Source organism: Streptomyces fagopyri, from assembly GCF_009498275.1.
Classification (GTDB): domain Bacteria; phylum Actinomycetota; class Actinomycetes; order Streptomycetales; family Streptomycetaceae; genus Streptomyces; species Streptomyces fagopyri.
Genome location: NZ_CP045643.1, coordinates 1,987,822 through 2,001,397, shown reverse-complemented (window position 1 = coordinate 2,001,397; position 13,576 = coordinate 1,987,822). Strand labels below are relative to the sequence as shown.

The window sequence follows — 13,576 nt, the reverse complement described above, 5'->3', positions numbered from 1 at the left end:
CCAGGAGTCAAGGACCCCATGCGCAGCAAACTCGTCCTGCACGCCGTCGACTCGCACACCGAGGGAATGCCCACCCGGGTGATCACCGGCGGCATCGGTACCGTCCCCGGCGCGACGATGAACGAGCGGCGGCTGTACTTCCGCGAACACCGCGACGACATCAGGCAGTTGCTGATGAACGAGCCGCGCGGACACGCGGCGATGAGCGGCGCCGTCCTCCAGCCCTCCACCCGCCCGGACTGCGACTACGGGGTGCTCTACATCGAGGTGTCGGGCTACCTCCCGATGTGCGGGCACGGGACGATCGGCGTCGCCACCGTCCTGGTGGAGACCGGCATGGTCGAGGTCGTCGAACCCGTCACCACGATCCGGCTCGACACCCCGGCCGGCCCGGTCGTCGCCGAGGTCGAGGTCGAGGACGGTGCCGCCCGCGCGGTCACCCTCAGGAACGTGCCGTCCTTCTCGGCCGGGCTCGACCGCGAGGCCACCCTGGCGGACGGCCGGACGGTGGGCTACGACCTCGCGTACGGCGGCAACTTCTACGCGATCCTGCCGCTGGAGCGGCTCGGGCTGCCCTTCGACCGGTCCCGCCAGGACGACATCCTCAAGGCGGCCCTGTCGCTCATGGAGGCCATCAACGCCGAGGACGAACCCGTCCACCCGGAGGACCCGACCATCCGGGGCTGCCACCACGTCCACCTGTACGCGCCCGGCGCCACCGCGCGGCACTCGCGGCACGCGATGGCGATCCACCCCGGCTGGTTCGACCGTTCGCCCTGCGGCACCGGCACCAGCGCGCGCATGGCGCAGCTGCACGCACGCGGTGAACTCCCGCTGCACACCGAGTTCGTGAACGAGTCCTTCATCGGGACGCGGTTCACGGGGCGGCTGCTCGGCACCACCGAGGTCGCCGGCGTCCCCGCCGTGCTGCCCAGCTTCACCGGCCGCGCGTGGATCACCGGCACCGCCCAGTACCTGCTGGACCCCTCGGACCCCTTCCCGGCCGGATTCATCCTGTAGCACCGCGGGAGATACTGGTGGCACGTGACATTGCACAAGCCCGTGCGAGCAGCCCGGCGCACCGGCCCGTACGAGGAGACACCCCATGCCCGCCCAGCGCAGCAGCGCACCCTCCGCCGCTCCCGCCGCCCTGCCCACGCTCGGCGGCAAGAAGAGCAGCTACCGCGAGCGCGTGGCCGACGCCCTGCGGGCCGCGCTGATCGCCGGTGAACTGCGGGCCGGCGAGGTCTACTCCGCGCCGACGCTCGCCGCCCGCTTCGGCGTCTCGGCGACGCCCGTGCGCGAGGCCATGCTCGACCTCGCCAAGGAAGGCCTCGTCGACACGGTGCCCAACAAGGGGTTCCGGGTCACCGCGGTCTCCGAGAAGCAGCTGGACGAGTACACGCACATCCGCTCACTCATCGAGATCCCCACCACGGTGCGACTGGCCACCACCGCCGACCCGGTGTCCCTGGAGGCCCTGCGGCCGGCCGCCCGGGAGATCGTGACCGCGGCGGCGGCCGGTGACCTGATCGCGTACGTCGAGGCGGACATCCGTTTCCACCTCGGCCTGCTCGCCCTCGCGGGCAACGCGCATCTGGTGGAGGTGGTCGGCGACCTGCGCAAGCGTTCGCGTCTCTACGGGCTCAACGCCCTCGTCGAGGCGGGCCGTCTCCAGGACTCCGCGGAGGAGCACCTCGAACTCCTCGACGCGCTCCTGGACCGGGACGGGGAGGCCGTGCGCAGGGTCATGACCCGGCATCTGGGCCATGTCCGGGGCCTGTGGGCGGCCGGATCGTCGATGGCCTGATTACGCAAGTCGTTTGCATTTCTTGCGGTATTCTTGCGCTCATGACACGACGACTTGCTCAGGTGGCGAAAAAGGTCGGGGTCAGCGAGGCCACGGTCAGCCGGGTGCTCAACGGCAAGCCCGGCGTCTCCGACTCCACCCGGCAGGCGGTGCTCTCCGCGCTCGACGTGCTCGGCTACGAGAGGCCCACCCAACTGCGCGGTGAGCGCGCGCGGCTGGTGGGCCTCGTCCTGCCCGAGCTGCAGAACCCGATCTTCCCGGCGTTCGCCGAGGTGATCGGCGGAGCGCTGGCGCAACTGGGGCTGACCCCGGTGCTCTGCACCCAGACCAAGGGCGGGGTCTCCGAGGCGGACTACGTGGATCTGCTGCTCCAGCAGCAGGTCTCCGGTGTGGTGTTCGCGGGTGGTCTGTACGCGCAGGCCGACGCGCCGCACGACCACTACCGGCAGCTCGCGGAGCGCCACATCCCGGTGGTGCTGGTCAACGCCGCCATCGGGCACCTGGGCTTCCCGGGCGTCTCGTGCGACGACGCGGTGGCCGTCGAACAGGCATGGCGGCATCTCGTCTCGCTCGGCCACGAGCGGATCGGCCTGGTGCTCGGCCCCGCCGACCACATTCCTTCCGGCCGGAAACTGGCGGCGGTGCGGACCCTCGCGCCCGAGCTGCCGGACGAGCACATCGGCCGGGCCATGTTCTCCATCGAGGGCGGTCAGGCGGCGGCCTCCCGGCTCATCGACCGAGGGGTCACGGGCTTCATCTGCGCGAGTGACCCGCTCGCTCTCGGTGTGGTACGGGCCGCCCGCCGCAAGGGACTTGACGTGCCGTCACAGGTGTCGGTCGTCGGGTACGACGACTCCGCGCTGATGAACTGCACCGAGCCGCCGCTGACCACCGTGCGTCAGCCCATCGAGGCCATGGGCCGGGCGGCCGTCGAACTGCTGAACGCCCAGATCGGCGGAAGCAGTGTGACACCCGAAGAGCTGCTGTTCGAACCCGAGTTGGTGGTGCGGGGGTCGACCGCGCAAGCACCCCGCCGCTGAGATCCGGCGGACCGCGCGAGCACCCTGTCGTCGGCATCCGTCCGGCCCTGCAAGCGCCCCGCCGCTGAGATCCATTCCTCTGTCAAATAATTACAGATTCTGCGTGACATCTTGCGCACCCCTGTCGGCGGTGCTTGAGTGTGCGGCGCCCACCGCTCCTGCCCAAGGCGCCCAACCGCTCCTGCCCAAAGGGGTCCACCGATGAGAAGTCCCGGGTTCCGCCGTACCTTCGTCGTACTCACGGCGTCCGCCTTCGCGCTCACCGCCACCGCCTGCGGTTCGAGTGACGACGGTTCCGCGGGTGGCAAGACCCGCATCACGGTCAACTGCATGCCGCCGAAGAGCGCCAAGGTCGACCGCTCGTTCTTCGAGGCCGACATCAAGGCGTTCGAGAAGCAGAATCCGGACATCGACGTCGTCGCGCACGACGCGTTCCCCTGCCAGGACCCCAAGACCTTCGACGCCAAACTGGCGGGCGGTCAGATGGAGGACGTCTTCTACACGTACTTCACCGACGCCAAGCACGTCGTCGGCATCAACCAGGCCGCCGACATCTCGAGTTACGTCAAGGACCTCAAGAGCTACGGCACCATCCAGCAGCAGCTGCGCGACATCTACACCGTCGACGGCAAGATCTACGGCGTCCCGCGCACCGGCTACTCGATGGGCCTGATCTACAACAAGAAGCTCTTCCAGCAGGCCGGCCTCGACCCCGAGAAGCCCCCGGCCACGTGGGAGGAGCTGCGCGCGGACGCCAAGAAGATAGCCGCGCTCGGCAAGGGCACCGTCGGGTACGCCGACTACAGCGCCCAGAACCAGGGCGGCTGGCACTTCACGGCCGAGCTCTACTCGCAGGGCGGAGACGTCGTCGGCCCGGACGGCAAGAAGGCCACGATCGACACCCCCGAGGGCAAGGCCGTCCTGCAGAACCTCAAGGACATGCGCTGGAGCGACAACTCCATGGGCAGCAAGCAGCTGCTGGTCATCAACGACGTCCAGCAGATGATGGGCTCAGGGAAGCTCGGCATGTACCTCTCCGCGCCCGACAACATCCCGATCCTCGTCAAGGAGAAGGGCGGCAACTACAACGACCTCGCCCTCGCGCCCATGCCCGGCGGCAAGGGAACGCTCATCGGCGGCGACGGCTACATGTTCAACAAGAAGGACTCCCCGGCCCAGATCAAGGCCGGCCTCAAGTGGCTCGAGCACATGTTCCTGACGCCCGGCAAGGGCTTCCTCGGCGACTACGCCCGGGCCAAGCAGAACAACGCCCCGGTCGGCCTGCCCGAGCCGCGGCTGTTCACCGGCGCCGCGGACGCCAAGGACCAGGAGGTCAAGAAGGCCAACGCGAACGTGCCGGTGGACAACTACCAGGCCTTCCTCGACGGCAACCAGAGCCTGCAGATGAAGATCGAGCCGCCGCAGGCCCAGCAGATCTACTCCGTCCTCGACGGCACGGTGTCCGCGGTCCTCACCAAGAAGGACGCCGACATCGACCAGCTCCTCAAGGACGCCTCCGGCAAGATCGACTCCATCCTGGCCCGAGGCTGACACCGTTCATGAAGACCGCATCGAAGCCCCCCGCGACGTTCCCTCCGGCCGCCGTCGGCGTGCCGGAGGGGACGCGGTCGGCCGGGCGCCGGCCCGGGGGACCGTGGCGCCGGCGCCTGGCCGACCAGTCCCGCGCCTACGCCTTCCTGATCGGCGGCGTGCTCTGCTTCGCACTGTTCTCCTGGTACCCGGCGATCCGCGCGGTCGTGATCGCCTTCCAGAAGTACACGCCGGGCAGCGGCGGCGAGTGGGCCGGCACCGCCAACTTCACCCGGGTCTTCCACGACCCGGAGTTCACCGCCGCGTGGCGCAACACCCTCACCTTCACGCTCATCGCCCTGCTCATCGGCTTCGCCGTCCCCTTCGTGATGGCCCTCGTCCTCAACGAACTGCGGCACGCCAAGGCCTTCTTCCGCGTCGTGGTCTACCTGCCGGTGATGATCCCGCCGGTGGTCAGCGCCCTGCTGTGGAAGTGGTTCTACGATCCCGGAGCGGGCCTCGCCAACGAGGCGCTGCGCTTCCTGCACCTGCCGACCTCGAACTGGTCCAACGGCGCCGACACCGCGCTCGTCTCGCTCGTCATCGTGGCCACCTGGGCCAACCTCGGCGGCACCGTCCTCATCTACCTCGCGGCGCTCCAGAGCATCCCCGGCGAGTTGTACGAGGCGGCCGAGCTGGACGGCGCCAGTCTCCTGCAGCGCATCCGGCACGTGACGATCCCGCAGACCCGCTTCATCATCCTCATGCTGATGCTGCTCCAGATCATCGCCACCATGCAGGTCTTCACGGAACCGTTCGTGATCACCGGCGGCGGCCCCGAGGACAAGACCGTCACGGTGCTCTACCTGATCTACAAGTACGCCTTCCTCTACAACGACTTCGGCGGAGCCTGCGCGTTGAGCGTCATGCTGCTCGTCCTGCTCAGCGCCTTCTCGGCCCTGTACCTGCGGTTCACCCGCTCGGAAGGGGAGGACGCGTGAGCACCCGGACCCTGGTCTCCCCGCTCGCCCTGGCCCGCCCGCGTGGCAAGGCCGTCTACTGGACGGTCTTCAGCGGCGTCGTCCTGCTCTTCGCGCTGGCCTTCCTCTTCCCCGTCTACTGGATGGTCACCGGCGCGATGAAGTCGCCGGACGAGGTGACCCGCACGCCGCCGACGCTCGTGCCCGATCACTGGCACCTGTCCGGCTACACCGACGCGTGGGACCTGATGGACCTGCCCACGCACCTGTGGAACACCGTGGTCCAGGCGGCCGGCGCCTGGATCCTCCAGCTGGTCTTCTGCACCGCCGCCGCGTACGCCCTGTCCAAACTGAAGCCGGCCTTCGGCAAGGTGATCCTCGGCGGCATCCTCGCCACCCTGATGGTCCCCGCACAGGCGCTGGTGGTCCCCAAGTACCTGACCGTCGCGGACCTGCCCCTCATCCACACCAGCCTGCTGAACTCACCGCTCGGCATCTGGCTGCCGGCCGTCGCGAACGCCTTCAACCTCTACCTGCTCAAACGCTTCTTCGACCAGATCCCGCGCGACGTCCTGGAGGCCGCCGAGATCGACGGCGCCGGGAAACTGCGCACCCTGTGGTCGATCGTGCTGCCGATGTCCCGGCCCGTCCTCGGAGTCGTGTCGATCTTCGCCCTGGTCGCCGTCTGGCAGGACTTCCTGTGGCCGCTGATGGTGTTCTCCGACACCGACAAACAGCCCATCAGCGTGGCGCTCGTCCAGCTGTCGCAGAACATCCAACTGACCGTGCTCATCGCCGCGATGGTGATCGCGAGCATCCCCATGGTCGTGATGTTCCTGGTGTTCCAGCGGCACATCATCGCCGGGATCAGCGCGGGCAGCACCAAGGGCTGACGCCTGTACGTGACCTCCTCGAACGAAAGGCAACGCACCGTGGGACAGCCCCGCCCTGCCCGAAATCAGTCCGCGTGGTGGCGTTCCGCCGTCATCTACCAGGTGTACGTCCGCAGCTTCGCGGACGGCGACGGCGACGGCACCGGCGACCTCGCGGGCGTCCGCGCCAGACTGCCCTATCTCGCCGAACTCGGGGTGGACGCCCTGTGGTTCAACCCCTGGTACCGCTCACCCATGGCCGACGGCGGCTACGACGTCGCGGACTACCGCTCCATCGACCCGGCCTTCGGGACGCTCGCCGAGGCGGAGAAGCTCATCGCCGAGGCCCGGGAACTGGGCATCCGCACCCTCGTCGACATCGTGCCGAACCACGTGTCCGACCAGCACCCCTGGTTCCAGGCGGCCCTCGCGGGCGGTCCGGAGCGCGAGCTGTTCCACTTCCGCCCCGGACGCGGGGAGCACGGCGAACTCCCGCCCAACGACTGGCCGTCCCAGTTCGCCGGCTCCGCCGAACCGGTGTGGACCCGGCTGCCCGACGGCGACTGGTACCTCCACCTCTTCACCCCCGAGCAGCCGGACCTCAACTGGGAGCACCCGGCCGTCCGCCAGGAGCACGAGGAGATCCTGCGCTTCTGGTTCGAACGCGGGGTGGCGGGCGTCCGCATCGACTCGGCCGCCCTGCTGGCCAAGGACCCCGACCTGCCCGACTACGTCGAGGGCCGCGACCCGAACCCGTACGTCGACCGTGACGAACTCCATGACATCTACCGCTCGTGGAGGTCGGTCGCCGACGCCTACGACGGCATCTTCGTCGGCGAGGTCTGGCTCCCCGACACCGAGCGCTTCGCCCGCTATCTGCGCCCCGACGAGCTGCACACCGCCTTCAACTTCTCGTTCCTGTCCTGCCCCTGGGACGCGGGTCGGCTGCGCACCTCCATCGACGAGACCCTCGCCGAGCACGCGCCCGTCGGAGCGCCCGCCACCTGGGTGCTCTGCAACCACGACGTGACGCGCACGGTCACCCGCTACGGTCGCACGGACACCGGCTTCGACTTCACGGCGAAGGCCTTCGGCACCCCCACCGATCCGGCCCTCGGCACCCGCAGGGCCCGCGCCGCCGCGCTGCTCTCACTCGCCCTGCCCGGTTCCGTCTATGTCTACCAGGGCGAGGAACTCGGGCTTCCCGAAGTGGAGTTGCCTCTCGAAAGCATCCAGGACCCGATGCACTTCCGCTCCGGCGGCACGGACCCGGGCCGGGACGGCTGCCGGGTCCCGCTGCCCTGGGAGGCACAGGCCCCGTACGCCGGGTTCGGTGGCGACCCCTGGCTGCCCCAGCCGGCCGGCTGGGCCGACCACGCCGCCGACCGCCAGTCCGAGGACCCCACCTCGATGCTGAGCCTCTACCGCGCCGCGCTCCGCGTCCGGCGTACCGAACCGGGCTTCGGTGACGGTCCGCTCAGCTGGCTGCCCGCTCCCGAGGGCGTCCTCGCCTTCGCCCGCACCGACGGTCTGCTCTGCGTCGTCAACCTGGCCGAGGAGCCGGTCGAGCTTCCGGAGCACATCGAACTCGTGCTCAGCAGCGCCCCGTTGGACGTCGACGGATTCCTCCCACCGGACACGGCGGTGTGGCTGCGCGCCTGAGACCGCCGAACCGAACACCGCTGTCCCCGCACCCCCACCTCGAAGGGATCAGCACATGCACAGCAGCAGAACGCTCGGACGCGTGCCCTTGGCGTGCGCCGCTGCCGCCGCCCTCGCCGCGGGCATGCTCGGCGCCACGACAGCCCACGCCGCCGTGGCCGTGGCGGGCGCGAGCCTCCCCTTCACCTCGGTCGAGGCCGAGTCGGCCACGACCACCGGCACGAAGACCGGCCCCGACTACACGCAGGGCACGCTCGCCTCGGAAGCCTCCGGCCGGCAGGCCGTACGTCTGTCGGCGGGGCAGCGCGTCGAGTTCACCGTCCCGCGCGCGGCCAACGCGGTGAACGTCTCCTACAGCGTCCCCGACGGCCAGTCGGGCACCCTCGACGTGTACGTGAACGGCACCAAGATCTCCAGGACGCTCGCCGTGACCTCGAAGTACTCCTACGTGGACACGTCCTGGATCGCGGGAGCCAAGCAGCACCACTTCTTCGACGACGCCCGGCTCCTGCTCGGCCAGAACGTCCAGGCGGGCGACAGGATCGCCTTCCAGGCCACCTCCACCCAGGTCACCGTCGACGTCGCGGACTTCGAGCAGGTCGCCGCCGCGGGCCGCCCGGCGGGCTCGGTGTCCGTCACCGACAAGGGGGCTGACCCCAGCGGCCAGGGCGACTCCACGCAGGCCTTCCGCGCCGCGATCTCCGCCGCCCAGGGCGGTGTCGTGTGGATCCCGCCGGGCGACTACCGGGTGACGTCCTCGCTCAGCGGCGTCCAGAACGTCACGCTCCAGGGCGCCGGAGGCTGGTACTCCGTCGTCCACGCGTCCCGTTTCATCGACCAGGGCAGCTCCTCCGGCGGCGTCCACCTCAAGGACTTCGCGGTCCTCGGAGAGGTCACCGAACGCGTCGACTCCAACCCGGACAACTTCGTCAACGGATCGCTCGGACCCGGGAGTTCGGTCTCCGGGATGTGGATCCAGCACCTCAAGGTCGGCCTGTGGCTGACCGGCAACAACGACAACCTCGTGGTCGAGAACAACCGCGTCCTCGACACCACCGCCGACGGGCTCAACCTCAACGGCAACGCGCACGGCGTCCGCGTCAGCAACAACTTCCTGCGCAACCAGGGAGACGACTCGCTCGCCATGTGGTCGCTGAACGGCGCGGACAGCAACTCCAGCTTCGAGAGCAACACCATCTCGCAGCCGAACCTCGCCAACGGCATCGCGATCTACGGCGGCACGGACATCAGCGTCAGGAACAACCTGGTCTCCGACACCGACGCGCTGGGCAGCGGCATCGCCGTCTCCAACCAGAAGTTCCTCGACCCCTTCTCCCCGCTGGCCGGCACGATCACCGTCGACGGCAACACGCTCGTGCGGACCGGGGCGATCAACCCCAACTGGAACCACCCGATGGGTGCCCTGCGGGTCGACTCGTACGACAGCGCGATCAACGCGACCGTCAACATCACCAACACGACCATCATCGACAGCCCGTACAGTGCCTTCGAGTTCGTCTCCGGCGGCGGCCGTGGCTTCCCCACGTCCAACATCAACGTGACCGGGGCGACCGTGAAGAACACCGGGACGGTCGTCGTCCAGGCCGAGACACCGGGCTCGGCGAGGTTCAGCAACGTCCAGGCCACCGGCGTCGGGGCGGCGGGCATCTACAACTGCCCCTATCCGACCGGCTCGGGCACCTTCACGGTCGGCGACGGCGGCGGCAACTCCGGCTGGAGCAGCACCTGGTCGGACTGCTCGGCCTGGCCGCGGCCCGGCCAGGGCAACCCGCCCCCGGACCAGAACGCCAACCTGGCCAAGGGCCGCCCGGCCACGGCCAGCGGCTCCCAGGACGTCTACACACCGGGCAGGGCCGTCGACGGCGACGCGAACAGTTACTGGGAGTCCACCAACAACGCCTTCCCCCAGTCCTTCACCGTGGACCTCGGCTCCACGCAGGCGGTCCGCCGGGTCGTCCTCAAGCTGCCGCCGTCCTCGGCCTGGGGCGCGCGCACCGAGACCCTCTCCGTGCTGGGCAGCACCGACGGGTCCGGCTTCTCCACCGTGGTCGGTTCGCAGGGCTACCGGTTCGACCCGGCGACCGGCAACACCGTGACGATCGCGCTGCCGGCCGGCACGGGCCTGCGCCATCTGCGGCTCTCCGTCACCGCCAACAGCGCCTGGCCGGCCGCCCAGTTCAGTGAAGTGGAGGCATATCTGTCCTCCTGACCGCCTCCCCGCGCTTCGCCGCCTGGATCTGCTCGTAGACCTGGGTCCGTAACTCGGCGAAGCGCGGGGCCACCCGGGTGTGCAGCTGGTCCCGCTCCTCGGGCAGGTCGACCTTCAGCTGCTCCCGTACGACGGTGGGGGACGCCGAGAGGATCAGGACCCGCTCGCCGAGATAGACGGCCTCGTCGATGTCGTGGGTCACGAACAGGATGGTCATCCCGCGCTGCCGCCACAGCCGGCGCACCAGGTCCTCCAGGTCGGCGCGGGTCTGCGCGTCGACCGCCGCGAACGGCTCGTCCATCAGCAGGATCTCGGGCTCGTAGGCCAGCGCCCGTGCGATCGCGACCCGCTGCTGCATCCCGCCGGACAGCTGCCACGGATAGGCGCCCGCGGCGTCCGACAGACCGACGGACGCCAGCGCGTCGGCGACCAGCTCGCGCCGCCGGGGCCTGCTCAGTTTCTTCTGCTTCAGGGGCAGTTCGACATTGTCGCCGACCCGCATCCAGGGGAAGAGGCTGCGCCCGTACTCCTGGAACACGAACGCCATGCCGGGCGGCGGCCCGCTGACCGGACGCCCGGCGAGCCGTACCTCGCCCGCCGTCGGTGCGAGCAGGCCGCCCACGCACTTGAGCAGCGTGGTCTTGCCGCAGCCCGACGGGCCCACCAGGCAGACGAGTTCACCCGTGTCCACCGTGAAGGTGAGGTCGCGGACCGCCTCCACCCGGCGCCCCGACCCCTCATAGACCTTCCGCAGGCCGGTGACGACCAAAGACGCTTGCATGGACCGCCCTTTCGCGAGCGTCACGGGGCCCGCCGGGAGGAGTCCCGGAGGCCGTGGTACCAGCCGAGCACCCGGCGCTCCACCAACTGGAAGAGGACCGACAGGAGAAGACCGAGCAGGCCGAGGACGAGGATCCCGGTCCACATGTCGGGGATCGCGAAGCCGCGCTGGAACTGCACGATGGTGAAGCCGAGTCCGTTGCTGGCCGCGAACATCTCGCTGATGACCATCAGGATGATCCCGATGGACAGTGCCTGGCGCAGGCCCGCGAAGATCTGCGGGCTCGCCGCCCGCAGGACCACGTGCCGCAGCCGGGCGGCGCCCGTGACGCCGTACGAACGCGCGGTCTCGGCCATGACGGAATCGACGGCCCGCACCCCCTCGACGGTGTTGAGCAGGACCGGCCACAGGCAGCCGCTCGCGATCACGACGATCTTCATCGTGTCGCCGATGCCCGCGAACAGCATGATGACCGGCACGAGGACGGGCGGCGGCACCGCGCGCAGGAACTCCAGGACCGGCTCGCAGAACGCCCGCACCCGGCGGTACGAGCCGATGACGGTACCCAGCGCCACGCCCGCCACGGCCGCCGAGACGTAACCCGCCAGCAGGCGCAGCACGCTGGGCAGGACGTCCGTACGCAGCCGTTCACCGGTCCAGACGTCGGGGAAGGTCCTGAGGATCGTACGCAGCGGCGGCCAGTAGACCGCGGTGCTGTCGTCGGACGCGAACCACCAGGCGGCCACGAGCAGTGCCGGCAGCGCGACCACGAACAGCGGGCGCAGCAGGACGGTCCCCCGGCCTGCGGGCCTCGCGCGGGCGGGCGGGGCGCTCTCGCCGGCCTTCGGCCCGGTGCGGCCCGAGCGGACACCCTTCACACCGCCACCTCCCCGCGCACCGACTGGTGCCAGGCCAGCGCCCGTCGCTCCACCGCGCGGGCTCCCAGGTTGATCAGCAGTCCGAGCAGGCCGGTGACGACCACCAGCGCGTACAGGTCCGGGACGGCCTGGGAGGACTGCGCGACCGCGATCCGCGCGCCCAACCCCGGTGCACCGATGACGAGTTCGGCCGTCACGGCGAGGATGAGGGCGACCGCGGCGGCCAGCCTGACACCCGTCATGACGTAGGGCAGCGCGGTGGGCCACAGGACGTGCCGGGTGCGCGCCCAGGCGCCGAGGCCGTACGAGCGTGCCGTCTCCTCCGCCACCGGGTCGACGTCGCGCACCCCGTACAGGACCTGGACGAGGACCTGCCAGAAGGAGGCGTACACGACGAGGAGGAGGACGGAGCGCAGTTCGGTGCCGTACAGCAGCACGGCGAGGGGGATCAGCGCGACGGAGGGGATCGGGCGCAGGAACTCGATCGTGGAGGCCGTGGCGTCGCGCAGATACGGCACGACCGAGAGGACCAGCCCGACGACGACACCCCCGACGACCGCCGCGACCAGCCCCAGCGCCCAGCCGGTCAGGGTGTCACCGAGGGCGGTCCAGAAAGCGCCGTCGGTGGCCTCCTGCCCGAGGGCGTCGGCGATGCGGCTGGTCGGCGGGAAGTAGGCCTCCTTGACGAGGCCGAGCCGCGGCGCCACCTCGCCCAGGGCGAGGAAGACCGCGAGGCCGGCCGTACCGAGTGCCGCGTTCGCACCCCTCACGGCAGCAGTTCGTCGAGGTCGGGAGCCGACTTGAAGAGCCCGTCCTGCTCGCCCAGCATCTCCAGCGCCTCGATCGACGCGCGGTTCGGCTCGGCCGGCCACTTCGGGAGGGTCACCTTCGCGAGGACCGCCGCGGGGATCTTCGTGTACGAGGTGACGATGGAGCGGACCTCGTCGGGGTGGGCGTCGGCGTAGGCGAGGGACTCCGCGGTGGCCTCCTGGAACCTCTTCACCACATCGGGGTTCTTCTGCTCGTACTGGGTGGACGTGAAGTACATGGCGACGGTGAGGTCCTTGGCGACATCGACCAGGGACGAGGCGATCTCCGTGCCGCCCTGGCTCCTGACGGTGGCGAGCGCGGGCTCGACCACCATCGCCGCGTCGATCCGGCCGCCGTCCAGGGCGGCGGGCATCTGGTCGAAGGCCAGCTCGACGAACTTCACCTTGGAGGGATCGCCGCCCGCCTTGCGCACCGACTCGCGCACGGCGGTCTCGTTGATGTTCTTGAGCGTGTTGACGGCGACCTTCTTGCCCTCCAGGTCCTTCGCCGACGTGAGGGCGCTGCCCTTCTTCACCGTGATGGCTCCGAAGTCCTTGCCCGCCAGGCCTGTTGAGGCGACGCCGTTGGCCACCGCCTTCACCGGCACGTTCTGGCTCCGAGCGATCATCAGCGAGGTCATGTTGGAGAAGCCGAACTGGAACTGGCCGCTGACGACGCCCGGGACGATCGCGGCGCCGCCCTGCGCGGTCGTCATGGAGAGCTTCAGACCGCGCTTGCCGTAGAAGCCCTTCTTCTGGCCCAGGTACAGCGGCGCGACATCGACGATGGGGATGATCCCGACCTTGACCGTGGTGGTGCCGCCGGACGACGTGCCCTTGTCCGACGTTCCGGAGTCGTCGGACGAGCCACAGGCCGACGCGGCGACCAGGAAGGTTCCGACCGCGAGACCGGCGAGCAGACGACGCATGGCTCCTCCTGTGCAGACGACGGTGTTCCGACAGGCTGTGCGCACACCGCACAGT

Annotated in this window: 12 protein-coding genes; 8 read left to right on the top strand and 4 right to left on the bottom strand. The window is 69.8% G+C overall.

Going from position 1 to position 13,576, the window contains the following annotated elements:
- Positions 1-18 precede the first annotated feature (18 nt).
- From GFH48_RS08535 to GFH48_RS08500, 8 genes are all read left to right on the top strand, one after another.
- Positions 19-1,020 carry a proline racemase family protein gene (locus GFH48_RS08535; protein WP_153287688.1) on the top strand — a complete coding sequence of 334 codons (1,002 nt, stop codon included), beginning with the start codon at positions 19-21 and terminating at the stop codon, positions 1,018-1,020.
- A gap of 85 nt (positions 1,021-1,105) precedes the next feature.
- Entirely contained in the window at positions 1,106-1,810 is a 705-nt protein-coding gene (locus GFH48_RS08530; protein ID WP_153287687.1) for a GntR family transcriptional regulator, read from the top strand.
- A 41-nt stretch (positions 1,811-1,851) separates the two neighbouring features.
- Complete coding sequence (locus tag GFH48_RS08525; RefSeq protein ID WP_153287686.1) at positions 1,852-2,850, top strand: LacI family DNA-binding transcriptional regulator; 999 nt, start codon at positions 1,852-1,854, stop codon at positions 2,848-2,850.
- A gap of 201 nt (positions 2,851-3,051) precedes the next feature.
- Positions 3,052-4,401, top strand: a complete 1,350-nt coding sequence (locus GFH48_RS08520; protein ID WP_153287685.1) for an ABC transporter substrate-binding protein — start codon at positions 3,052-3,054, stop codon at positions 4,399-4,401.
- An 8-nt stretch (positions 4,402-4,409) separates the two neighbouring features.
- Positions 4,410-5,381 carry a carbohydrate ABC transporter permease gene (locus GFH48_RS08515; RefSeq protein ID WP_153287684.1) on the top strand — a complete coding sequence of 324 codons (972 nt, stop codon included), beginning with the start codon at positions 4,410-4,412 and terminating at the stop codon, positions 5,379-5,381.
- On the top strand, positions 5,378-6,253 hold the full coding sequence (locus GFH48_RS08510) for a carbohydrate ABC transporter permease (protein WP_153287683.1): 876 nt from the start codon (positions 5,378-5,380) through the stop codon (positions 6,251-6,253). Before GFH48_RS08515 ends, GFH48_RS08510 begins: the two co-directional genes overlap by 4 nt.
- A gap of 39 nt (positions 6,254-6,292) precedes the next feature.
- Positions 6,293-7,894 (top strand): glycoside hydrolase family 13 protein, encoded by a 1,602-nt coding sequence (locus tag GFH48_RS08505; protein ID WP_153287682.1) that lies wholly within the window; start codon positions 6,293-6,295, stop codon positions 7,892-7,894.
- 55 nt (positions 7,895-7,949) lie between these two features.
- On the top strand, positions 7,950-10,124 hold the full coding sequence (locus GFH48_RS08500; RefSeq protein WP_153287681.1) for a discoidin domain-containing protein: 2,175 nt from the start codon (positions 7,950-7,952) through the stop codon (positions 10,122-10,124).
- Here the strand turns inward: GFH48_RS08500 and GFH48_RS08495 are convergent.
- The 4 genes from GFH48_RS08495 to GFH48_RS08480 form a co-directional block, all read right to left on the bottom strand.
- Entirely contained in the window at positions 10,093-10,905 is an 813-nt protein-coding gene (locus GFH48_RS08495) for an ABC transporter ATP-binding protein (protein WP_153287680.1), read from the bottom strand. The two genes, GFH48_RS08500 and GFH48_RS08495, sit on opposite strands and share 32 nt — an antisense overlap.
- Positions 10,906-10,925: 20 nt before the next feature.
- A complete protein-coding gene (locus tag GFH48_RS08490) occupies positions 10,926-11,690 on the bottom strand; it encodes an ABC transporter permease (protein WP_194280835.1) in 765 nt (254 codons plus the stop codon).
- A gap of 89 nt (positions 11,691-11,779) precedes the next feature.
- On the bottom strand, positions 11,780-12,553 hold the full coding sequence (locus GFH48_RS08485) for an ABC transporter permease (RefSeq protein WP_153287679.1): 774 nt from the start codon (positions 12,551-12,553) through the stop codon (positions 11,780-11,782).
- Entirely contained in the window at positions 12,550-13,521 is a 972-nt protein-coding gene (locus tag GFH48_RS08480; RefSeq protein ID WP_153287678.1) for an ABC transporter substrate-binding protein, read from the bottom strand. Before GFH48_RS08480 ends, GFH48_RS08485 begins: the two co-directional genes overlap by 4 nt.
- Positions 13,522-13,576: the final 55 nt, after the last annotated feature.

Bases quoted from the DNA above. Each gene is read 5' to 3' on its own strand.
- GFH48_RS08530 (WP_153287687.1), top strand. From the start codon at position 1,106: ATGCCCGCCCAGCGCAGCAGCGCACCCTCCGCCGCTCCCGCCGCCCTG.
- GFH48_RS08525 (WP_153287686.1), top strand. From the start codon at position 1,852: ATGACACGACGACTTGCTCAGGTGGCGAAAAAGGTCGGGGTCAGCGAG.
- GFH48_RS08520 (WP_153287685.1), top strand. From the start codon at position 3,052: ATGAGAAGTCCCGGGTTCCGCCGTACCTTCGTCGTACTCACGGCGTCC.
- GFH48_RS08515 (WP_153287684.1), top strand. From the start codon at position 4,410: ATGAAGACCGCATCGAAGCCCCCCGCGACGTTCCCTCCGGCCGCCGTC.
- GFH48_RS08495 (WP_153287680.1), bottom strand. From the start codon at position 10,905: ATGCAAGCGTCTTTGGTCGTCACCGGCCTGCGGAAGGTCTATGAGGGG.
- GFH48_RS08535 (WP_153287688.1), top strand. From the start codon at position 19: ATGCGCAGCAAACTCGTCCTGCACGCCGTCGACTCGCACACCGAGGGA.
- GFH48_RS08500 (WP_153287681.1), top strand. From the start codon at position 7,950: ATGCACAGCAGCAGAACGCTCGGACGCGTGCCCTTGGCGTGCGCCGCT.
- GFH48_RS08480 (WP_153287678.1), bottom strand. From the start codon at position 13,521: ATGCGTCGTCTGCTCGCCGGTCTCGCGGTCGGAACCTTCCTGGTCGCC.